This window comes from Burkholderia ubonensis subsp. mesacidophila (assembly GCF_002097715.1).
In the GTDB taxonomy this organism is placed as follows: Bacteria; Pseudomonadota; Gammaproteobacteria; order Burkholderiales; family Burkholderiaceae; genus Burkholderia; species Burkholderia mesacidophila.
This window is the reverse complement of sequence record NZ_CP020737.1, coordinates 1,156,683-1,176,581: the sequence shown is the minus strand read 5'-3', so window position 1 is coordinate 1,176,581 and position 19,899 is coordinate 1,156,683. Positions and strand designations below refer to the sequence as shown.

Here is a 19,899-nt window from a genome sequence, read left to right as displayed (position 1 = left end):
GGTGGATGCAGCGGGCGCGTCACGCGCCCCGTACGACGATCACGTGGACGCGGTACGGGCCGTGTGCGCCCAGCACGATGGTTTGCTCGATGTCGCCGGTACGCGACGGGCCGGACACGAAATTGACCGCACGCGGCAATTCGCCGCGCTCCGCGCGGATCAGCTCGAACGCGTCCTCATGGCCGGCGACGATCCGCGACGCGGGCACAATCGCGATGTGCGTCTCGGGCAGCAGGCCGGCCGACGCATACGTATCGGGACCGGACAGCAGAACCAGCGAGCCGGTCTCGGCCGTTGCGCAGAAGCAGCCGGTCAGGCCGACGAGGTCGCCGTCGACCGGCTTGCGGCATTCGACGGCCAGCCCCGCGCCGGTCCAGTCGAGATCGGCCAGCGTGCGCCACGCAATGGCCTGCATCGGCAGGCCATGCGCTGACAGGTAGCGGGCCGCTGCAGCGGGTGCGTCGGCCAGCGTCGCGACCTCGTCGACGGTCGTCGCGAGCTTCGTCGCTTCGTCGACGAACGCGGCGACCAGGTCGGCCGGCGCCGGCGGACGCGGGCCTTGCGGATGACGGGCGAGGTAGTCGTCGACACCTTCGCGCTCCGTCGCGTCCGGCTCGGCCGCGCGCCCCTGTGCGGCGCGGATGCGCGTGAGGATCTGGCGACGGGCAGCGGAAGTGTCCATGAACGGTCCTCGTGACGTTGGCGGGCGATACCGTCGGATTATACCGGCCGCCCCTCGCGCCACGCAGTTAGGGTCTGTACACGCTAATAACGGGCTTGCGCTGGCCGTATTGCGGCGTCGGTCGTCGCTTGTTTGGCTCGGCCAAACGGCGCTCCACCCTCCTTGCACTCCGACCGGCAAGGCACGTTCGCAAGCCCGCTATTAGCGTGTACAGCCCCTAAGCCGAACGGCCGGCGGCTACTGCGACGCGTCGTCCTCGGCCGGCTGCGCGATGCCGAACACTTGGCGCAGGTACGCGAGATACGCCTTGTCGTCGCACATGCTCTTGCCCGGCGAGTCGGACAGCTTCGCGACCGGCTGGCCGTTGCAGCGGACCATCTTGATCACGATCTGCAGCGGCACGTAGCCGAGGTCGTTGGTCAGGTTGGTGCCGACACCGAACGCGAGCTTGGAGCGCCCGCGGAACCGTTCGTACAGCTGCATGACCTTCGGGATGTCGAGCGCGTCCGAGAACACCAGCACCTTGGTGCGCGGGTCGCAGCGGTTCGCCTCGTAGTGCGAGATCATCCGCTCGCCCCACTCGAACGGATCGCCCGAGTCGTGGCGCGCGCCGTCGAACAGCTTGCAGAAGTACATGTCGAAGTCGCGCAGGAACGCGTCCATCCCGTAGACGTCCGACAGCGCGATGCCGAGGTCGCCGCGGTATTCCTTCGCCCACATCTCGAAGCCGTAGATCTGCGAATCGCGCAGCCGCGGGCCGAGCGCCTGGCACGCCTGCAGGTATTCGTGCGCCATCGTGCCGAGCGGCGTGATGCCGTGCTTCATCGCGTACAGCACGTTGCTCGTGCCGGCGAACTGCGGGCCGAGGCCGTCGCGCAGCGTGAGCGCGACCTCCTCGTGCCACACCTTCGAGAAGCGCCGGCGCGTGCCGTAGTCGGCGATCTTGCAGTCGGCGAATTCCGGCTTCGCGCCGAGCAGCTTGATCTTCTCGCACAGCCGCTCGCGTCCCTCGCGGTAGTCGGGCTCGCGCTGCGTGTTGCGGAAGTAAACCTCGTTGACGATCGCGAGCACCGGGATCTCGAACAGGATCGCGTGCAGCCACGGCCCCTTGATCTCGATGTCGATCTCGCCATTGCCTTTCGGCGACGGCGTGATCGAGATGTACTTCTCGTTCAGGTGAAAGAGCGCGAGGAAATCGACGAAGTCGCTCTTGATGAAGCGCATCCGGCGCAGGTAGTCGAGCTCGACGTCGGTGAAGCGCAGCGCGCACAGGCCGCGCACCTCGTCGCGGATCTCGTCGATGTACGGCACGAGATCGACGCCGGGCGTGCGGCACTTGAAGCGGTATTCGACGCTTGCGGCCGGGAAGTGATGCAGGACGACCTGCATCATCGTGAACTTGTAGAGATCCGTGTCGAGCAGCGAAGTGATGATCATGGTGACGGCACCGCCAATTTCGGAACCGGCCCCGGCGCACCGCGCGCCGCCCGGTCTGGCGGCCATGTTACCCGAATGCGGGCCGGACCATCGGGAAACCGCAGCGCGCGGCTCCATGCTGGCAGCCCTGGGCAGGCGCTCATAAACTAATCACGAAACGGTATAAGCTGGAAAGCCGACCACGGCATGCGGGTTTTGCGCATCAGTTACAATGCCGCTTTTGGCGCACACGCCACCCCATATATACCTACCGACCGCCAAGCAGGAGCGTTTTAATGACTCACGTTGTGACCGAAGGCTGCATCAAGTGCAAATACACGGATTGCGTGGATGTATGCCCGGTGGATTGCTTCCGTGAAGGTCCCAACTTTCTCGCCATCGATCCGGACGAGTGCATCGACTGCGCAGTGTGCGTCGCCGAGTGCCCGACCAACGCGATCTATGCCGAAGAAGACGTTCCGGGCGATCAGCAGCAGTTCACCGCGCTGAACGCCGAACTGGCGAAGAACTGGCCGTCGATCACGAAGACGAAGCCGGCGCCGGCCGACGCGGACGACTGGAAGGACGTGCAGGAGAAGCTGCATCTGCTCGAGCGCTGATCGCGCGCATGCCCGCCCGAAAAAAATTTTGCGCGGCTGGCATCAAAGGTATTGACAGCCTGACCAATACTCCATAAAATCTCATTTCTCTGCTGTTTGTTCCCCGATAGCTCAGTCGGTAGAGCGCCGGACTGTTAATCCGTAGGTCCCTGGTTCGAGCCCAGGTCGGGGAGCCAAAAATGCAAAGAGCCCGTTGAAAGTGGACGGGTTTTTTGATGGCCACCAAACGCAGAAGATACCGATTTATTCCCCGATAGCTCAGTCGGTAGAGCGCCGGACTGTTAATCCGTAGGTCCCTGGTTCGAGCCCAGGTCGGGGAGCCAAACAGCGAAAGGCCCGTCAAGCGACGGGCCTTTTGTTTTTCCGGCGTCGGCACGATTACGCAATCCGCGCGTGCTAGAGTCTCTGTCCCGCAATCGCTTCAGATTTCGCCGATGAAGAGCCGTCTTGCCGCCGTCGCGCCGTCCGCCCTCCTCCTTGCAACGCTTGCCGCCGCGCCGCTCGCGTACGCGGAGGAAGTCGGCAGCGTCAACACCAATTTCCGCCTGACGGGTTCCGACCGCGTGGTCGTCGAGGCCTACGACGATCCGCTCGTCGCCGGCGTGACCTGCTACGTGTCGCGCGCCCGCACCGGCGGGATCAAGGGCTCGCTCGGCCTCGCCGAGGATCCGAGCGAGGCGTCGATCGCCTGCCGGCAGGTCGGCCCGATCAGCTTCACCGGCCCGCTCAAGCAGCAGACCAACGTGTTCAGCGAACGCATGTCGTTCATCTTCAAGACGCTGCACGTCGTGCGCGTGGTCGACAAGAAACGCAACACGCTCGTCTACCTGACCTACAGCGACCGGGTCGTCAGCGGCAGCCCGAAGAACGCCGTGACCGCGGTGCCTGTGCCGGCCGGCACGCAGATCCCCGTCAAGTAAGCCGCGCCCGGCGCGCGGGATACACTGTCGATTCGCCCGTTCCCGCGCCCACCATGTCCGCCGCCCGCCTCCGAGATTCCGCCCGCTACTGGCGCACCCCGCTCCTGCCGGACGCGGATCTCGTCACGGCCACCTATTGCGACCACAAGTTCGCGCCGCACTGGCACGACGCGTACACGGTTCCCGTCATCGAAGCGGGCGCCGAACGCTATGTCTGTCGCGGCGCGGGCCATATCGCCGAAACGGGCACCGTCCCCGTGATCAATCCCGGCGAAGTGCACACCGGCTCGCGCGCGGCCGACGACGGCTGGCGCTACCGGGTCTGCTACGTGCCGGTCGAGTTCATCCGGTCGCTCGCCAGCACGATCGCCGGACGCCCGCAGGACGCGCCGTGGTTTCCGCACGACGTGATCCGCGATCAGGATCTCGCGGCCCGGGTCGCGCGGGCGCACCGGATGATGGAGGCCGGCAGCGTACGCGCGACGGCGCCCCACGAGTACGGGCCGCCGGCCGACGACACCTCGATGCCCGACGCGGCGCGGATCTACGACCCGCTTGCCGCCGAGACGGCGATGCTCGACGCGTTCTCGACGCTGATCGTGCGCCACGCGGACGCGCATCTGCGGCCGGCGTGGCTCGCGGCGGACGAGCCGCGCGTCGAAGCGATGCGCGAGCGGCTTGCCGCCGACCTGACGGGCGCGGTCACCCTCGACGAGATCGCGCAGGCGGCGGGACTGTCGCCGTTCCATGCGGCGCGCCTGTTCACGCGCACGACCGGCATGCCGCCGCACGCGTGGCGCAACCAGTTGCGGTTGCAGCGCGCGCTCGCGCCGCTGCGCGCGGGCGTGGCCGTCGCCGAGGTTGCCGCGGCGAGCGGCTTCGTCGACCAGAGCCATTTCACCCGTCACTTCAGGCGGATGTTCGGCGTGCCGCCGGGGCGCTGGCAGACGCGCTGACGCCACGGCGCACCCGACGGCGCGGCCCCGCCAGGCAGCGCAAGAACGTACAAGCCGCCCGTTCGCGTGCCCGCTATCCTCCCTCTTATGGAGGAGCCATCTTGAATCAATCACCCGCGTCATCCCCCCGCCGCCCGCTGAACGAATGGCTCGACGGCGCCCGCGACACGATCCCGATGATGGTCGGCGCAGCGCCGTTCGGCGTGATCTTCGGCACGCTCGTCGCCGGCGGCCCGCTCGCCGGCTGGCACGGCGCGCTGATGTCGCTGACCGTGTTCGCCGGCTCCGCGCAGTTCATCGCGCTCGGGCTCATTGCAGGCGGCGCAGGCTTCGTCGTCGTGCTCGCGACGACGCTGATCGTCAACCTGCGCCACTTGCTGTACAGCGCGACGCTCGCGCCGTACGTGGCGCACCTGCCGCTGCGCTGGCGCGCGACGCTCGGCGCGCTGATGACCGACGAGGTGTTCGCGGTCGCGTACGCGCACTACCGGCATTTCCCGCCGGGCGCGATCGGCCCGCACTACTTCTTCGGCTCGGGACTCGCGATGTACTTGAACTGGCAGGTCTGGACGCTCGCCGGCCTGGGGTTCGGCTCGGCGTTCCCGGGGCTCCAGTCGCTCGGTCTCGACTTCGCGATGGCGGCGACCTTCATCGCGATCGTCGTGCCGCAACTGGGCACGCTGCGCTATTTCTCGGCGGCCGCGACGGCCGGCGTGCTCGCGTATTACTGGCAGGGCTGGCCGTACAAGCTCGGCCTGCTGGGCGCGGTCGCGGCGGGCGTCGTCGTCGGCGTCGCGCTGACGCTGCTGCAGGACCGCGCACGCGCCGGCTCGCACCCGGAGGCCGCATCGTGAGCTACGCACTGCTGATCCTCGGCATGGCCGCCATCACCTATGCGATCCGCGCGACGCTGTTCCTGTTCGGCGAGCGGCTGGCGTTCCCGCCGCTCGTGCGCACGGCGCTCGGCTTCGTGCCGGTCACCGTGCTGACCGCGATCATCGTGCCGATGACCGTGTCGCCGCACGGCGGCGCGGCCGAGCTGACGTGGCGCAATCCGCAGCTCGTCGGCGCGCTCGCCGCGGTGCTCGTGTCGGCGGCGACGCGCCGGCCGCTCGTGACGATTGCAGCGGGGCTCGCGGTGTTCTTCTTCTGGCAGGGCGTGGTGCTGCCGCACGGCTGGCTGCCCGCCTGAACCGGCGCCAGAACGCCCGTGCGCGCGTCACGCTCAAGTTTCGCGCCGCCCGGCCGATAAACGGTTGAAGACCCGCCGTCGGTCCCGGCGCGTACCGGACCGTCGACGACGCGCCGGCGCCGGCGCGCGACCCCGGCATCCGGCCGGCGCGGGCCGCCACCGAGACGATTCATGGGCCAGATCACCCTTTCCCTCAAGGACGACACACTCTCGTCCTTGCGCAAGGACTACGACGCATTCGTGCGCGTGTCGCTGAAACTCGACCCGCAATTCGCGACGCCGTCGTTCGAGGATTTCCTGCGCGCAAAACTGCTCGACAACATGGTGCCGCTCACCGAGCACGCCGTGCAGCGGATGCTGCAGGGCGGCCAGTATGCGTGGGCCAAGCGCACGCTCGACAAGGAGTTTCCCGACGTCGTCGCGATCCTGATGCGGCAAGCCGGCGAATTCGGCTTCGGCTTCGCGTCGCGTTCGGAATGGACGCCCGACGAGCTGGCGAAGGCCTGCCGCGACTGGGCCAAGGCGATCGTCGCCGAAGCGCAGAGCGATGCGGAACTCATCGATCCGCTCGCCGCGCAGATCAAGAGCGCGGTGCAGGACATCCAGACGCTCGAGGAGCAGATGCAGACGCCCGCCTGGCGGCTCGCGGAATCGCTGCGGCAGCGGATCTACGAGGCCAAGCTCGCGTGCGAGATGAGCGTCGGCAGCACGGCGCGCGACAAGCTCGGCGAACTGCGCGGGCTGCTGCGGCTGGCGCTCGCGCACGGCTCGTTCCAGAAGGCGGAAGCGCAGCAGATCATGGAATACCTGCGGCTCCTGAAGCCGGAAATCTTCGTCGACGAACCGTACGACGTGTTCGCGCGGCTCGCCGCGTGGCTGCGCAGCGTGTTCTCGCCGCCCGCAGCGCGCACGCAACCGGGCCAGACGCCGGAACAGCGCCGGCCGTGAGCACGCGTCCGCAGCAATGAACAACGGCCCGGTCCGCGCGAAGCGAACCGGGCCGCCAGGTTGACGCCGCCGGCACGACGCGCCTTCCGGGGCGAGCGTCGTGCGGCGGACGAACGACGTTACTGCGTGGCGCCTTCGGCCGACGCACCGCCCTTCACGTCAGCCGACGCGCCGCCGTCGGCGGCTTCGCCGGCCTTCGCCTTCGCGGCGTTGGCGTGCCCCTTCGCCGACTTCGCGGCGTGCTTGACGTGCTTCTTCGTCGAGTGGACGGCCGACGACGCGGCGTCCTTCGCCTCGCCGGTCGCCGAGCTCATCGCGCCGGTCGCGCCGCCCGACGCGTCGGCGCCGCCCTGCATACCCGCACCGGCGGCCGGCGCCTGCACCTGCGCGCCGGCGCCTGCCGAGCCCTCTGCGCCCGCAGTCTGCGCAAACGCAGCCGAAGTCGCGAACGCCGTCAGCGCGGCACCGATCAGCATCGTACGAATCTTGGACATGGCTATCCTCCTCAAGAAGTTGTTGGCGTGGACTGCGTCGATGCGGTCCATCGCGTCCCCCGCCGCAACATGCAGCAGGTACGGCTAGAGACCCGGCGTTCGCGGGACGGGTTCGCCGATCTCGCAGACTGTTACCCACCGTTTCATTTGCTGACGAATGGCTCACACTCTTTAACATCCCGGGCTGACGCCGCGTCGCCACGCTCGCGCGCAGGCCGCCGGTGCCGTATGATGCGGGGCGATTCATCCCGCGCCCCGCGCGCTTTCCTCGTCATGCCCAATCTGGATTTCACGCTGACCGGCGAATTCGTCGAGTTGCACAACCTCCTGAAGATCACCGGCCTCGCCGACAGCGGCGGCTCCGCGAAAGTGATCGTCGCGTCCGGCGCGGTGAAGGTCGACGGCGCGGTCGAACTCCGCAAGACCTGCAAGATCCGCGCAGGCCAGGTCGTGCTGCTCGGCGACACGCGAATCGCGGTGCACGGCGCATAGCGCACGCGTCCGGCCGCGCCACGCCGCACCCGACCCTGCCCGCGACAGGGCCATCGCCCCCCGTTCGACACGGTGCGAATAAAGCCGTAAGCTAGCCCTCTCTCAAAATAAACACAGCGCGGGCCGGCACCCGTGCAGGCGTTCATTCCATGTCGCATTCCGGTCTCTCGCGGACGGCCGCCGCGCCGCCCTCCCTGTCCAGTCACGCCGTCGATACCGCGCGCCTCGCCGCCCCGCTCGCGATCGCGCAGCTGTCGCAGATGGCGATGAGCGTCACCGACACCGTGCTGCTCGGCTCGCTCGGCCCCGACTCGCTCGCGGCGGGCGGCCTCGGCGCGAACTTCTTCTTCGTCATCGTCACGGTGCTGCAGGGCGTCCTGTCGTCGGTCAGCGTCAGCGTCGCGCACGCGCGCGGCGCGAAAGCCGATCACCGCGTGCCGCACATCTACTGGACGGGCTTCGCGCTGTCCGTGCTGCTCGCGATCCCCGCGATCGTCGCGCTGTCGTTCTCCGAGCCGATCCTGCTGATGTTCCACGAGCCGCCGGCGCTCGCGCGCAACGTCGGCGAATACACGGGGATCCTGCGCTTCGCCGCGCTCGGCAGCCTGATCGGCGTCGGCCTGATGCGCTCGTTCCTGCCCGCGATCGGCGCCGCGCGGCGGCTGCTGTGGGTGTCGATCGGCGGCGTCGGCGTCAACGCGGTGCTGAACTACGGGTTCATCCACGGCGCGTTCGGACTGCCGCGCCTCGGCTTTCTCGGCTCCGCAGTCGGGACGACGATCACGATCTGGCTCATGGCGCTCGCGCTCGTGTGGCTGCTGCACGGCCGCCGGCGGTTCAAGCACTTCGTGACCGCGTCGCGTCCGAAGCTGCCGATGATGGGCGAGCTGATCGGCATCGGCTGGCCGGTCGCGATCACGTACGGGGTCGAATCGACGCTGTTCCTCGCCACCGGCCTCACGATCGGCGTGCTCGGCGAGACATCGCTCGCCGCCCACCAGATCGCGCTGAACGTCGCGTCGGTGGCGTTCATGGTGCCGCTGGCGATCGGCCAGGCGGCCAACGTCCGGGTCGGCTACTGGGTCGGCGCGGGCGCGCCGGTCGCCGCGCGCCACGCGGGTTTCGTCGCGCTCGGGCTCGGCGTTGCGTTCATGTCGCTGTCGGGCCTCGTGCTGATCGTCGCGCCGCACGCGATCGTCAGCCTCTACCTGCGCCTCGACGACCCCGCCAATGCCGGCACGGTGTCGCTCGCCGCGTCGCTGCTCGGCATCGCCGCGGTGTTCCAGATCGTCGACGGAATGCAGACGGTCGGCTCCGGCGCGCTGCGCGGCCTGAAGGACACACGCGTGCCGATGCTCGCCGCCACCCTCGGCTATTGGGGCATCGGCTTTCCGACCGGCTACTGGCTCGCGTTCCACGCGGGTCTCGGCGCGCGCGGCCTGTGGTGGGGGCTCGCCGCCGGGCTCGCGAGCGTCGCCGCGCTGATGGCGTGGCGCTTCCATCGCAAGAGCGCGTCGCTCGCCGCGATGCGCGCGTGAGCACCAGACGCCGCGAATTCGCCAGCGGCGCTATGCTTGCCGGTTGAGAACCGAAGACGCCGCACGAGCGGCGCAGCCTGCCCACGATACGCCCGACGCCGCGCGCCGCGCGGCCTTTCCCCTTTCGAAGAGGAGTGCATCATGAACGAAGCAGTTCGGATGGAACGCGACACGTTCGGCGAAATCGCCGTGCCGGCCGCCCGGCTCTGGGGCGCGCAGACCGAGCGCTCGCTGCAGAATTTCCGGATCTCGACCGAGAAGCAGTCGCCGGAGCTGATCCACGCGCTCGCGATCGTGAAGCGCGCGGCGGCGGCCGTGAACCAGTCCCTCGGCGTGCTGGCCGACGACAAGGCGCATGCGATCATCGCGGCGGCCGACGAGATCATCGCGGGCCAGCATCCGCGCGAATTCCCGCTCGCGGTCTGGCAGACCGGCTCCGGCACGCAGACCAACATGAACCTCAACGAGGTGATCGCGAACCGCGCGAGCGAGCTGATGGGCGGCGAGCGCGGCGAGGCGCGCAAGGTCCATCCGAACGACGACGTGAACCGCGGCCAGTCGTCGAACGACGTGTTCCCGACCGCGATGCACGTCGCCGCCGCGTATGCGATCGTCAACCACCTGCTGCCCGCGCTGCGCACGCTGCGCGCAACGCTCGACGCGAAGTCGAAGGCGTTCGCCGACATCGTGAAGATCGGCCGCACGCACCTGCAGGACGCGACGCCGCTCACGCTCGGCCAGGAATTTTCCGGCTACGTCGCGCAGCTCGACCAGGGCATCCGGCACGTCGAATCGACGCTGCCGCACCTGTACGAGCTCGCGCTCGGCGGCACCGCGGTCGGCACCGGGCTGAACGCGCATCCGGAATTCGCGGTGCGCGTCGCCGACGAAATCGGCCGCCTGACGAAGTTGTCGTTCGTGACCGCACCGAGCAAGTTCGAGGTGATGGCGGCCGCCGACGCGCTGGTGTTCGCGCACGGCGCGCTGAAGACCGTCGCGGCGAGCCTGATGAAGATCGCCAACGACGTGCGCTGGCTCGCGAGCGGACCGCGCTGCGGGCTCGGCGAGCTGTCGATTCCCGAGAACGAGCCGGGCAGCTCGATCATGCCGGGCAAGGTGAACCCGACGCAGTCCGAAGCCGTGACGATGCTGTGCTGCCAGGTGTTCGGCAACGACGTCGCGGTGAACGTCGGCGGCGCGAGCGGCAATTTCGAGCTGAACGTGTTCCGTCCGATGATCGCGCACAACGTGCTGCAATCGGTGCGGCTGCTCGCCGACGGCGCGCAGAGCTTCAACGACCATTGCGCGGTCGGCATCGAACCGAACCGTGCGCGCATCGACCTGCTGCTGAACGAATCGCTGATGCTCGTGACGGCGCTCAATCCGCACATCGGCTACGACAAGGCCGCGCAGATCGCGAAGAAAGCGCACAAGGAAGGCACGACGCTGAAGGCCGCCGCGCTCGCGCTCGGCTATCTGACCGACGCGGAATTCGACGCGTGGGTGCGTCCCGAGCAGATGATCGGGTCGCGCTGACGCGCGGGTCGCGCGCCGGCGGCATCGCGCGGCGCGCGACGGGTCCGGCGCAGCGGCGCGGACCTCAGACCGCGCCCTTCGCGACCTCTTCGGGCTTCATCTCGACGATCTTGTCGAGCGCGGCGCGCACGTCCATCGCGTACTTCGCGAGGCGTTTCTGCTCGTCGGTCTCCGGCACGAACGGCGGCACCGGCAGCGGGTTGCCGTTCTCGTCGACGGCGACGAACACGACGAGACAGTCGGTCGTCTGGCGCAGCACGCCGCCCTTCGGATCGCCGGCGTGCACCGACACATGGATGTGCATGCTGGTGCGCCCCGTCGCGACGACGCGCGCCTTCAGCTCGACCAGGTTGCCGACCAGGATCGGACGCTGGAAGCGGATGTTGCCGACGCTGACCGTCACGCAATAGCGGCTCGACCAGACCGCCGCGCAGGCGTAGGCGACCTCGTCGATCCATTTCATCAGCGCGCCGCCGTGCACCTTGCCACCGAAGTTCACGGACGACGGCTCGGCGAGGAAGCGGAATACGGTTTCGTTGCGATCGAGAGTCGCGGTGGCGGGGGACGAGGCGGACATCTTGTTGACTCCAGGCGGCGGGGGGCACTGCAAACGGCGCCATTATACGGTGCGCTGCGACAACGCGTCGCGGCGCGCCGGCTCGTCCGACGCGCAGGCGCGGGCCACGCCGTGGACGGTCCGACCCCGGTCAGCGACGCACCGTCACGCCCTGGTCGATCACGCCGTACATCTCGATATGGCTGCCGCGGTCGTCCGCGGCGCTCGCGCCGCCCTGCGCACAAGCCGCGCAGACCAGCGCGGCCGCCAGCATGCAGAAAATCGTCTTCATCGTCGCATCGTGTCACGTGCGGCAGCCCCACTGCCGCCGCGCCCGGCCATTGTACGCGCGGGGCCGCCCGCCCTCCGCCGCCGGTCGCCCGTCGCCGGTCGCCGGTCGCCTGCATTCGACATTTCAGCCCGACGCGAAACATCGAATACCATCAGCGCCTACACTGCGAGACATCCCCCTTCTCCGAGGCGCCACGATGAGCGATTCCGACGATCACCATTTCCCGGGCCTGAGCCGCATCGGCGCGCTGATCGCCGACCCCGGACGGGCCGCGATGCTGTGGGTGCTGATGGACGGCAGCGCCCGCCCCGCCGGCGAGCTCACGCTGGTCGCCGGGCTGTCGCCGTCCGCCGCGAGCGCGCACCTCGCGCGCCTGACCGAAGGCGGGCTGCTCGCGCTCGACATCCGCGGCCGGCACCGCTATTACCGGATCGCGTCCGCCGACATCGCCGCGTCGCTCGAGGCGCTCGCGAACGTCGCCCGCGCGGCCGCGCCGCACCGGCCCGTTCCGCCGCCATCGCGCGCCGTACCCGCCGAGCTGCGCTACGCGCGCACCTGCTACGACCACATGGCGGGCGAGCTCGCCGTGCGCATCTTCGACGCGCTCACCGCGCGCGGCTGGCTGAACGCGCAAGGCGATGCGGTCGACGCGACCGAGCTCGGCACGCAGGCGCTCGCGCGCTGGGGCATCGACGTCGCGCAGCAGCGCACGCGCCGACGCCGCTTCGCGTGCGGCTGCCTGGACTGGAGCGAGCGCCGCTCGCACCTCGGCGGCGCGCTCGGCGCGGCGCTGCTCGACAGCTTCTGCGCGCAGGGCTGGGTCGAGCGCACCGAGCGCCCGCGCGTGCTGCGCGTGACCGTGCCCGGACAACAGGCGCTCGACGCGTGGCTTACGGCCCCATGACAGCCAGGCGCGCCCGACATGATTTGTTACACGACGGGCATGAGGTCTTACAAAACACAGAGCACTGAAACAGCCTGAGCGGATATTGTGAATTCAACGGCACGAATCGACGCGCCGGGATAACGAAAGACGCTCATCATGGCCACCCTGTTCACGCTCAAACGCACCACACGCGTCACCCTGCTCGCCTTCGCCGCGCTGGCCGCGCTGCCCGCCGCGTTCGCCCAGTCGACGGGCGCGCCGCCGTACGCGGCCGCCCGGCAACAGCAGCAAGGCGATCCGCCCGGACGCGTCGCACGGCTCAATTACCTGTCCGGCGCCGTGACGACCGAGCCGGCCGGCACCGACACGTGGTCGTACGCCGCCGTGAACCGGCCGCTGACCACCGGCGACCAGTTGTGGAACGACACGGGTGCGCGCTCGGAACTGCACATCGGCTCGACCGCCGTGCGGCTCGGCGAATCGACGAGCCTGTCGGTGATGAATCTCGACGACACGACGACCCAGCTGAAGGTCGGCCTCGGCTCCGTGTCGACGCACGTGCGGTCGCTGCCGCCCGGCACGTCATATGAAATCGACACGCCGAACCTCGCGCTCGGCATCGCCAGCCCCGGCGACTACCGCGTCGACGTCGCGCCGGACGGCGCGAGCACGACGGTCACCGTGCGACGCGGCAGCGCGACCGTCTACGGCGACAACGGCCAGTACCCGCTGTCGGCCGGGCAGCAGGTCGTGTTCACCGGCACCGGCCTGCAGGTCGCGCAGCAGGCGCAGGCGCCCGGCCTCGACCCGTTCGACCAGTGGGCCGCCGGCCGCGACGGCAACGAAGACCGCTCGGTGTCGGCCCGCTACGTATCGCGCGACATTCCCGGCTATCAGGACCTCGATGCGAACGGCACGTGGCGCGAGGACCCGACCTACGGCGCAGCGTGGGTGCCGAACGACGTGCCGGAGGGCTGGGCGCCGTACCACGACGGCCACTGGATCTGGCAAGCGCCGTGGGGCTGGACCTGGGTGGACGACGCGCCATGGGGCTTCGCGCCGTATCACTACGGCCGCTGGGCCTACGTCGACGACAGCTGGGCGTGGGTGCCCGGTCCGGTCGTCGTCAGCGAGCCGCCCGTCTATGCGCCGGCACTCGTCGCGTTCGTCGGCGGCGGGGGCGGCGGCTTCGACTGGAGCATCGGGCTCACGATCGGCGGCGTCGCCGCGGCGGGCTGCGCGTGGTTCCCGCTCGGCCCGGGCGAACGCTGGCATCCGGGCTGGGGCGGCTGGAGCCCGCATTACTACGATCGCGTGAACCAGAACATCGTGGTGAACAACGTCAACGTGAACAAGACCGTGAACGTGACGAACATCACCAACATCAACAACACGTACATCAACTACCACGCGCCGCATGCGATCACGGCCGTGCCCGCGACCGCGTTCGTGCACGGCCAGCCGGTCGCGCGCGTCGCGCAGCACGTCGACCCGCAGCAGTGGCGCAATGCGCACGTGACGCCGGGCACGCCGGGCATCGCGCCGGTGCGCCAGAGCTTCACCGGCGGGCTGCGCAACGCCGCCTATCGTCCGCCGGCCGCCGTCGCGCAGCATCCGGTCGTCGCGACGCGCAACCCGGCCGTGCCGCCCGCGTTCCGCGACCGGGCGGCCGAGCATCTGGTCCAGCAAGGCGCACGCGTGCCCGGCGCGGGCGCGCCGGTGGTGAAAACCAGCGTGCCGCCCGACTACACGCCGCGCCCGGTCAAGGTGCCCGGCAATCCGCACGAGAGCGGCTGGGCGATGCGCAACGTGCAGCTCGTCAATCCGCACGGCCCGGTCGTGCAGCCGACACATGCGCAGGCCGAGGGCCAGCCCGGCGGCGCGCACGCGGTCCCGTCCGGCCCGTCCGGCCTCGCAGCGGCCGGTGTCGGCGCAGCCGCCGCCGGCCTGGGCGCGGCGGCGCTGATGGGCGCCATGCACGGCGGCCACCCCGCGACCGGCGAGCCCGCAAATGCGCCCCGCTTGATGAACGGCGTCGCGCCGAACGCGCCCGCGGGCCAGCACGCCGCCGCGGCGCCGGAGCCCGGCGTCCCGCATCCGCCGTCGTTCGGCAACGCGCCCGACCTGCGCGGCGGCGCGCGCTCCGCGCAAGCCGCGCCTGCGCCGTCGCCCGCATGGATGCAGCCGCACCCGCCGATCGACCGGCAGCGCGCGGCGCCCGGCCCGTCCGGCGCGCCGACCGCGCTCCATCCGGCGGGACAGAACGCGCTGCCGCCGGTGCGAAGCGCGATGCAGCCGCCGCGCCCGGACGCAGCACCGGCGCCGGGCGCGCGGCCGGCCGAAACCGCGCCGTCGCCGCGCGCATTGCCGAACCCGCGGGCCGACCTCGCCGCGCCGACGCCGCAACCGCGCCCCGATTTCTCCGTGCCGGCACAGCACGGGCAGGCGCGGCCCGACAATGCGACCCCGGCGCCGCGCCCGCGCGCCGACTACGCGCCGCCCGCGCCGCGCCAGGACATCGCGCCGCCGCGTGCGAACGAGTATCGCCCACCGGCTCCCGCTCACGAGGCGCCGCGGCAGCAACCGCCGGCGATGCAGATGCAGGCCTTGCCGCGGCCGCAACTGCCCGCGCCTCATGTGGAAGCCCGGCCGCAGATGCCGCCGCCGCACATGGAGCCACGTCCGCAGATGCAGGCGCCCCGCATGGAACCGCGGCCGCAAGCGCAGCCGCCGCGCGCGGAGCCGCGGCCGGCGATGCCCGAGCAGCACGTCCAGAGCAGCCCGCCGCCGCAGGCGCCGCACAACAACGGTCGAGATGACCGCCATCACCAGTAAGCGCCGGCGCAGGTGAACAAAAGGCCCGGCCGGCGCAAGCCGGTCGGGCCTTCGTGCGAAGCGGGACGCGCGTCGAGCGCGCGGCGCTCAAACGGCCATCGGCGCGGTCAGCGGCTCATGATGCCGGTAGCCGACGAGCGAGAAGTCGGACGGTTCGACCTTCTCCAGCCATTCGGGCGCGTACACGCCCGTCTGCACGTACTCCGGCACGCGCTCGGCGATCACGAGCCGCGGGCTCTCGTAAGGCTCGCGCGCGAGCTGCTGCTGCAGCATGTCGAGCTGGTTCTCGTAGATGTGGGCGTCCCCGACGAAATACGTGAACCAGCGCGGCGTATAGCCGGTCAGCCGGCCGACGAGCGACAGCAGCGCGGCCCCTTCCGTCAGGTTGAACGGCGTGCCGAGTCCGACGTCGTTGCTGCGGATGTACAGGCACAGCGAGATCTCGCGCTTCGCCACGTTCGGCAGGAACTGGTACAGCAGGTGGCAAGCCGGCAGCGCGATCTCGTCGAGCACCGCCGGATTCCACCCGTGGAACAGGATGCGGCGGCTGCCCGGGTCCTGCATGATCGTGTCGAGACACTGGCGCAACTGGTCGATCGCCTTGTACAGCAGCACCTTCGGCGCACCGTCCTCGTCGAAGCGCGCGACGATGCGAAAACCGCGGCCGGTCGCGTCGGCGATCTGCGCGTCGGCGCCCGCGTCGAGCACCTTGTAGCCGGGCCACCGGCGCCATTGCACGCCGTACACGTCGCCGAGATCGTCGACGCCCTGCCGGTACGGATTCGCGAGCCATTGCGCGTTCTCGTTCGCATTGGCGTCCCACACCTTGCAGCCGAGCGCGCGGAAATCGGAGGCGCTGCGCGACGCGCGCAGGAAGCCGACCAGCTCGCCGATCGCGGACTTGAACGCGAGCTTCTTCGTCGTCACGGCCGGAAAGCCTTCCTGCAGGTCGAACCGCAGCATCGCGCCGGGCATGCTAATGGTGCGGATGCCCGTGCGGTTCTCCTGCCAGGTGCCGGTGTCGAGAATGGTGCGAACGAGATCGAGATACTGTTTCATGCGGGTTCCTTCGGCCGCGAGGGCGGCCGTACCCGCCAATTTTAGCAAGCGTGCCGCGGAAGCTCCGGCAACGGCGCCGAGAACCCGGCCAGCGCGGCATCGCCGCGCTCGCGCATCCCGTGCGCGCACATCAGCCGGTACAGCGTGACGCGCGACACGCCGAGCTCGCGCGCCGCGTCGGCAAACCGGCCGCGATGCCGCAGCAGCGCATGCTCGATCGCCTGCCGCTCCGCCGCCTCGCGCGCCTCGACGAGCGACACCGGCGCCAGCACCGCATAGTCGCCCAGCTCGAGATCCGCCGCGGTGATCGTCCGGCCTTCCGACATCACGATCGCGCGGCGCACGCGGTTGATCAGCTCACGCACGTTGCCCGGCCACGCATAGCCGTACAGCGCTGCGATCGCGTCGGGCGAAAAGCCGCGCAGGCGGCGGTGCGAGTCGCCCTTGAAGCGTTCGAGCATGTGCCGCGCGAGCACCTCGATGTCCTTGCCGCGCGCGCGCAGCGGCGGCTCCTCGATCTTCAGCACGCACAGCCGGTGGAACAGGTCCTCGCGAAAGCGCCCTTCGCGCATCGCCGCCACGAGATCGACATGGGTCGCGCAGATCACCCGCACGTCGACCGGGATCGATGCGTGCGCGCCGAGCCGCTCGATCTTGCCTTCCTGCAGGAAGCGCAGCAGGCTCGCCTGGCTTTCGAGCGGCAGGTCGCCGATCTCGTCGAGGAACAGCGTGCCGCCGTGCGCGGCCTCGACACGGCCGTTCTTGCGCTGGTTCGCGCCGGTGAATGCGCCGCGCTCGTAGCCGAACAGCTCGGCCTGCAGCAGCGTCGACGGAATCGCGCCGCAGTTGATCGCGACGAACGGCGCCTGCGCGCGCGGCGAGCGCTCGTGGATCGCGACGGCCGTCAGCTCCTTGCCGGTGCCCGACTCGCCGGAGATGAACACCGGCGCATCGGTCGTCGCGACCCGGCGAATCATCTTGAAGAGCGCGAGCATCGCCTCGCAGGTGCCGACCATCTCGCCTTCGCCGCGCCCGGCGCCCGGCTGCGGCGTGACCGGATCGGTCAGCGCGACCATGCCGTGCGCATGGCCGATCGTCTCGACGATGCGCGACGTCTCGAACGGCATCGTCACGTAATCGAAGCAGTAGTCGCGAATCAGGTGCCGCAGCGTGGCATCCTGAAGCTGGCCGCGCTGCGTGGCGGCAATCCAGCCGATGCGCGGAATCGTCAGACATGGCTCGAGCTCGCGCAGGTCGCCCGGCTTGAAGCCCGACGAGAAATCGAGCAGCCCGGCCGTCGCGACGCCCTGCTGCACGACGCGCCGCACGTCGCGGACGGTTTCCGCGAGATCGACACGCCACCTGCGCGCGTCGAAGTGCCCACGCAACGCGTCACTCGGCTCCCGGGAAAAATAGATCACATGCCGCGGCTCGGCTTCCATACGCTCACCCCGTTCATCAACCGTCCAATGATTGCCGTTGCACGTCAAGTCACGTGCCCAAAGGATCGAATCGGGTCCACGCCCAGGGGTCGGCTCGATTCGCCATTTCAATGCAAGGCGACGCCATGCCTCGCACGATGGCGCTCGTCAATATCGCGGATGGCCCGCGACCTTTCTTAGCGTGTCGTTGTTTTCAGTCAAAACAGCTTAGTTATAGGCGCCGAATAAGACAAACCGATTTCAACGCCTCGCCCGTGACCGACGATCGGCCGCGCCCGGCACTCTGCATTCCTCTGCATATAGCCGCATGCTTCCGGGTGGTTTTCGCGTCGACACGTAGCGATGATTTTCGTCCCTGCAGCGCTTCGCTTGAATCCGCAGTATTCCCAAGTGCCTCCGTTTCAGGCCTGAAACATTTTTCCCGCGTTTTCGCGACCAACTCGCAACGCCGATTTGCGGGTTTCAATCGCAACAACGGTTTGCGGTCGATGGCATGCAATTCGCAGAATACCCGGCACACCGGAGACATGCCATGCGACACCTCCTCAGCCTCTCCCTCGCCTCGACGGTCATCGCGCTCGCAGCCGCGTGCCTGCCGATCGCGGCAGCCGCCCAGGAAGCCACGCAACCGGACGAGTCCGTCGCAACGTTTGCGTCCCCGCTCGCGGACGCTACGTGGATGAAGCGTTATGCGCCGCTCGACGAGGACACGCTCGGCAAGCAGCGCGGCCGCGCGCCGGGCGTCGTGACGGTCTCGGCGCCCCAACTGGTGTCCGGCGGTGCGTCGGTCACGCTGTGGGACGAAATCGCGCCCCCTGCGCCGATGCCGATTCCGGTCGACGCACAGCGCGCCATGCAGGGCAACAACGCGAGCTACACGCGCAAGTAACCGACACCGACGCTCGTCGATCGATGCGTCCACCGGGGGACCCGCCATGAATGTTCCGCTGTTCTCGCTTCGCCGTCCGACGCTCGCCGCGCTGTGCGCGGTGCTCGTCGGCATCGCATGCGGCTCGGCATCCGCACCGGCGCAAGTCGTCAACCCGGGCGACATCATCGTGATGCGCGACGTCACGCCCCGCATCGCCTACGACAACGTGCCGAAGGATCAGGATCCCGTTCTCGTACGCGCGACGACGTTCCCGGCCAACACCTTCAACCCGATGATGGCGACGATGGTGTCCGATACCGATCTGACGAACGCGCACGGCTCGAACGGCGTCGCGGCCGGCGGCATCCTCGGCGACATGGGAATGCAGGCCATCACGCGCACGCTCGCGGGCGATGCGGGCGGCAGCGCGATCGTGCGCGGTGCGATCGGCGGCGCGCCGACGCCGACGGGCGGCATCGGCGGCACGATCTCGAGCTCGGTGACGGGCGCGCTGGCCCCGCTGACGGGCGCACTGGGAGCGGTGAAATGAGCGCACGCATGCTGCGCGCCCCGCTCGCGCTCGCGTTGCTTGCCGCGTTCGCCGCCCACGGCGCAGTCGCGCAAAGCACGCCGATCGTCAGCGGCAACGCGACGATCTCAACCGGCGCAGGCAACGGCGCGACCGGCGCCATCACGATCAACGAAACGGCCGGCCTCGACAACGCGCAAAGCAATCAGCTCGCGCTCGGCACGGGCGCGCTCGGCGCCGGCTATGTCGGCCTCACGCAATCGGCCACCGCGCATGCGCATGTCGGCGATACGACGACGCGCATCGACGGCTCGGCCTTTTCGAATATCTCAGGCGCATTGATGGTGAACCAGAGCGCAGGGGCGGGAAATCTTCAGCGCAACAGCACCGTGCTCGGCACGCTGGGCGCGGAAGTGAGGGCTGTCTCGGATACCGAACTATCCGAGACAGCCCCAGGACACGGAGGACCGGGACTCCCGGTGGGCGGGCGGGGTGTGCCCGAGGCGTCGATTAGCGGCGACGCTTTCAAGCATATCAGCGGCATCGTACAAGTCAACCAGACCTCCGGCGCCGGTAATGCGACGGCGAACAGTTTTGTGCTCCGTCCCCCGGCGGGCACTCTTTTTAATTAAGCC

The 19,899-nt window shown here is 69.4% G+C and carries 21 protein-coding genes and 2 tRNA genes; 16 read left to right on the top strand and 7 right to left on the bottom strand.

Annotated elements, in window-relative coordinates:
- Positions 1 to 19: 19 nt before the first annotated feature.
- The gene (locus B7P44_RS05705; RefSeq protein ID WP_084901641.1) at positions 20 to 682 is read right to left on the bottom strand and encodes a LutC/YkgG family protein; all 663 of its coding nucleotides are present in this window, start codon (positions 680 to 682) and stop codon (positions 20 to 22) included.
- Positions 683 to 919: 237 nt separating this feature from the next.
- On the bottom strand, positions 920 to 2,119 hold the full coding sequence (gene pncB / locus B7P44_RS05700) for a nicotinate phosphoribosyltransferase (RefSeq protein ID WP_084901639.1): 1,200 nt from the start codon (positions 2,117 to 2,119) through the stop codon (positions 920 to 922).
- 275 nt (positions 2,120 to 2,394) lie between these two features.
- Between pncB and fdxA the strand changes: the two genes are divergently transcribed.
- The 8 genes from fdxA to B7P44_RS05655 all read left to right on the top strand — a co-directional run bounded on the left by fdxA (position 2,395) and on the right by B7P44_RS05655 (position 6,734).
- Positions 2,395 to 2,718 (top strand): ferredoxin FdxA, encoded by a 324-nt coding sequence (gene fdxA / locus B7P44_RS05690; RefSeq protein ID WP_084901636.1) that lies wholly within the window; start codon positions 2,395 to 2,397, stop codon positions 2,716 to 2,718.
- A gap of 100 nt (positions 2,719 to 2,818) precedes the next feature.
- Positions 2,819 to 2,894: transfer RNA gene (locus B7P44_RS05685), tRNA-Asn, on the top strand.
- 71 nt (positions 2,895 to 2,965) lie between these two features.
- Positions 2,966 to 3,041, top strand: a tRNA-Asn gene (locus B7P44_RS05680).
- 111 nt (positions 3,042 to 3,152) lie between these two features.
- Positions 3,153 to 3,638 (top strand): CreA family protein, encoded by a 486-nt coding sequence (locus B7P44_RS05675; RefSeq protein WP_084901635.1) that lies wholly within the window; start codon positions 3,153 to 3,155, stop codon positions 3,636 to 3,638.
- Positions 3,639 to 3,691: 53 nt separating this feature from the next.
- Entirely contained in the window at positions 3,692 to 4,594 is a 903-nt protein-coding gene (locus B7P44_RS05670; protein WP_084901633.1) for a helix-turn-helix domain-containing protein, read from the top strand.
- A gap of 101 nt (positions 4,595 to 4,695) precedes the next feature.
- On the top strand, positions 4,696 to 5,448 hold the full coding sequence (locus B7P44_RS05665) for an AzlC family ABC transporter permease (RefSeq protein WP_084901630.1): 753 nt from the start codon (positions 4,696 to 4,698) through the stop codon (positions 5,446 to 5,448).
- Complete coding sequence (locus B7P44_RS05660) at positions 5,445 to 5,786, top strand: AzlD domain-containing protein (RefSeq protein ID WP_084901628.1); 342 nt, start codon at positions 5,445 to 5,447, stop codon at positions 5,784 to 5,786. The genes B7P44_RS05665 and B7P44_RS05660 overlap by 4 nt, the downstream gene beginning before the upstream one ends.
- 171 nt (positions 5,787 to 5,957) lie before the next feature.
- Positions 5,958 to 6,734, top strand: coding sequence for a DUF4088 family protein (locus B7P44_RS05655; RefSeq protein ID WP_084901625.1), 777 nt, complete (start codon positions 5,958 to 5,960; stop codon positions 6,732 to 6,734).
- A 119-nt stretch (positions 6,735 to 6,853) separates the two neighbouring features.
- On the opposite strand, the gene B7P44_RS05650 is transcribed toward B7P44_RS05655, so the two are convergent.
- Complete coding sequence (locus tag B7P44_RS05650) at positions 6,854 to 7,228, bottom strand: hypothetical protein (protein ID WP_084901623.1); 375 nt, start codon at positions 7,226 to 7,228, stop codon at positions 6,854 to 6,856.
- A 273-nt stretch (positions 7,229 to 7,501) separates the two neighbouring features.
- Here B7P44_RS05650 and B7P44_RS05645 point away from each other — a divergent pair, with 273 nt between their 5' ends.
- From B7P44_RS05645 to fumC, 3 genes are all read left to right on the top strand, one after another.
- Positions 7,502 to 7,720 (top strand): RNA-binding S4 domain-containing protein, encoded by a 219-nt coding sequence (locus tag B7P44_RS05645; protein ID WP_059564720.1) that lies wholly within the window; start codon positions 7,502 to 7,504, stop codon positions 7,718 to 7,720.
- Between the two features lie 149 nt (positions 7,721 to 7,869).
- Complete coding sequence (gene norM, locus B7P44_RS05640) at positions 7,870 to 9,258, top strand: multidrug efflux MATE transporter NorM (RefSeq protein ID WP_084901620.1); 1,389 nt, start codon at positions 7,870 to 7,872, stop codon at positions 9,256 to 9,258.
- A gap of 141 nt (positions 9,259 to 9,399) precedes the next feature.
- Positions 9,400 to 10,794 (top strand): class II fumarate hydratase, encoded by a 1,395-nt coding sequence (gene fumC / locus B7P44_RS05635; RefSeq protein ID WP_084901618.1) that lies wholly within the window; start codon positions 9,400 to 9,402, stop codon positions 10,792 to 10,794.
- A gap of 64 nt (positions 10,795 to 10,858) precedes the next feature.
- Here fumC and B7P44_RS05630 read toward each other — a convergent pair whose 3' ends face one another.
- Together B7P44_RS05630 and B7P44_RS37080 are read right to left on the bottom strand one after the other, a co-directional pair.
- A complete protein-coding gene (locus B7P44_RS05630) occupies positions 10,859 to 11,371 on the bottom strand; it encodes an acyl-CoA thioesterase (protein WP_084901615.1) in 513 nt (170 codons plus the stop codon).
- Between the two features lie 130 nt (positions 11,372 to 11,501).
- Positions 11,502 to 11,642, bottom strand: a complete 141-nt coding sequence (locus B7P44_RS37080; protein WP_167389796.1) for a hypothetical protein — start codon at positions 11,640 to 11,642, stop codon at positions 11,502 to 11,504.
- Between the two features lie 196 nt (positions 11,643 to 11,838).
- On the opposite strand from B7P44_RS37080, the gene B7P44_RS05625 reads away from it, so the two are divergent.
- Both B7P44_RS05625 and B7P44_RS05620 read left to right on the top strand, forming a co-directional pair.
- Complete coding sequence (locus B7P44_RS05625; protein WP_084901612.1) at positions 11,839 to 12,546, top strand: ArsR/SmtB family transcription factor; 708 nt, start codon at positions 11,839 to 11,841, stop codon at positions 12,544 to 12,546.
- Between the two features lie 138 nt (positions 12,547 to 12,684).
- Positions 12,685 to 15,363 (top strand): DUF6600 domain-containing protein, encoded by a 2,679-nt coding sequence (locus tag B7P44_RS05620; RefSeq protein ID WP_084901609.1) that lies wholly within the window; start codon positions 12,685 to 12,687, stop codon positions 15,361 to 15,363.
- An 87-nt stretch (positions 15,364 to 15,450) separates the two neighbouring features.
- Here the strand turns inward: B7P44_RS05620 and B7P44_RS05615 are convergent, their stop codons facing one another.
- Both B7P44_RS05615 and B7P44_RS05610 read right to left on the bottom strand, forming a co-directional pair.
- On the bottom strand, positions 15,451 to 16,422 hold the full coding sequence (locus B7P44_RS05615; RefSeq protein ID WP_084901607.1) for a thymidylate synthase: 972 nt from the start codon (positions 16,420 to 16,422) through the stop codon (positions 15,451 to 15,453).
- Positions 16,423 to 16,463: 41 nt separating this feature from the next.
- Positions 16,464 to 17,864: a sigma-54 dependent transcriptional regulator gene (locus B7P44_RS05610; protein ID WP_084901603.1), complete on the bottom strand. Its 1,401-nt coding sequence runs from the start codon at positions 17,862 to 17,864 to the stop codon at positions 16,464 to 16,466.
- A 532-nt stretch (positions 17,865 to 18,396) separates the two neighbouring features.
- On the opposite strand from B7P44_RS05610, the gene B7P44_RS05605 reads away from it, so the two are divergent.
- From B7P44_RS05605 to B7P44_RS05595, 3 genes are read left to right on the top strand one after another with little or no spacing between them, the layout of a single operon-like run.
- Positions 18,397 to 18,753: a hypothetical protein gene (locus B7P44_RS05605; RefSeq protein WP_084901600.1), complete on the top strand. Its 357-nt coding sequence runs from the start codon at positions 18,397 to 18,399 to the stop codon at positions 18,751 to 18,753.
- 46 nt (positions 18,754 to 18,799) lie between these two features.
- A complete protein-coding gene (locus B7P44_RS05600; protein ID WP_084901598.1) occupies positions 18,800 to 19,285 on the top strand; it encodes a FapA family amyloid fibril periplasmic chaperone in 486 nt (161 codons plus the stop codon).
- Complete coding sequence (locus B7P44_RS05595) at positions 19,282 to 19,896, top strand: FapB/FapC family functional amyloid domain-containing protein (protein ID WP_084901595.1); 615 nt, start codon at positions 19,282 to 19,284, stop codon at positions 19,894 to 19,896. Before B7P44_RS05600 ends, B7P44_RS05595 begins: the two co-directional genes overlap by 4 nt.
- Positions 19,897 to 19,899 lie beyond the last annotated feature (3 nt).

Bases quoted from the DNA above. Each gene is read 5' to 3' on its own strand.
- B7P44_RS05705 (WP_084901641.1), bottom strand. From the start codon at position 682: ATGGACACTTCCGCTGCCCGTCGCCAGATCCTCACGCGCATCCGCGCC.
- pncB (WP_084901639.1), bottom strand. From the start codon at position 2,119: ATGATCATCACTTCGCTGCTCGACACGGATCTCTACAAGTTCACGATG.
- fdxA (WP_084901636.1), top strand. From the start codon at position 2,395: ATGACTCACGTTGTGACCGAAGGCTGCATCAAGTGCAAATACACGGAT.
- B7P44_RS05675 (WP_084901635.1), top strand. From the start codon at position 3,153: ATGAAGAGCCGTCTTGCCGCCGTCGCGCCGTCCGCCCTCCTCCTTGCA.
- B7P44_RS05670 (WP_084901633.1), top strand. From the start codon at position 3,692: ATGTCCGCCGCCCGCCTCCGAGATTCCGCCCGCTACTGGCGCACCCCG.
- B7P44_RS05655 (WP_084901625.1), top strand. From the start codon at position 5,958: ATGGGCCAGATCACCCTTTCCCTCAAGGACGACACACTCTCGTCCTTG.
- B7P44_RS05650 (WP_084901623.1), bottom strand. From the start codon at position 7,228: ATGTCCAAGATTCGTACGATGCTGATCGGTGCCGCGCTGACGGCGTTC.
- B7P44_RS05645 (WP_059564720.1), top strand. From the start codon at position 7,502: ATGCCCAATCTGGATTTCACGCTGACCGGCGAATTCGTCGAGTTGCAC.
- norM (WP_084901620.1), top strand. From the start codon at position 7,870: ATGTCGCATTCCGGTCTCTCGCGGACGGCCGCCGCGCCGCCCTCCCTG.
- fumC (WP_084901618.1), top strand. From the start codon at position 9,400: ATGAACGAAGCAGTTCGGATGGAACGCGACACGTTCGGCGAAATCGCC.
- B7P44_RS05630 (WP_084901615.1), bottom strand. From the start codon at position 11,371: ATGTCCGCCTCGTCCCCCGCCACCGCGACTCTCGATCGCAACGAAACC.
- B7P44_RS37080 (WP_167389796.1), bottom strand. From the start codon at position 11,642: ATGAAGACGATTTTCTGCATGCTGGCGGCCGCGCTGGTCTGCGCGGCT.
- B7P44_RS05625 (WP_084901612.1), top strand. From the start codon at position 11,839: ATGAGCGATTCCGACGATCACCATTTCCCGGGCCTGAGCCGCATCGGC.
- B7P44_RS05620 (WP_084901609.1), top strand. From the start codon at position 12,685: ATGGCCACCCTGTTCACGCTCAAACGCACCACACGCGTCACCCTGCTC.
- B7P44_RS05615 (WP_084901607.1), bottom strand. From the start codon at position 16,422: ATGAAACAGTATCTCGATCTCGTTCGCACCATTCTCGACACCGGCACC.
- B7P44_RS05610 (WP_084901603.1), bottom strand. From the start codon at position 17,864: ATGGAAGCCGAGCCGCGGCATGTGATCTATTTTTCCCGGGAGCCGAGT.
- B7P44_RS05605 (WP_084901600.1), top strand. From the start codon at position 18,397: ATGCGACACCTCCTCAGCCTCTCCCTCGCCTCGACGGTCATCGCGCTC.
- B7P44_RS05600 (WP_084901598.1), top strand. From the start codon at position 18,800: ATGAATGTTCCGCTGTTCTCGCTTCGCCGTCCGACGCTCGCCGCGCTG.
- B7P44_RS05595 (WP_084901595.1), top strand. From the start codon at position 19,282: ATGAGCGCACGCATGCTGCGCGCCCCGCTCGCGCTCGCGTTGCTTGCC.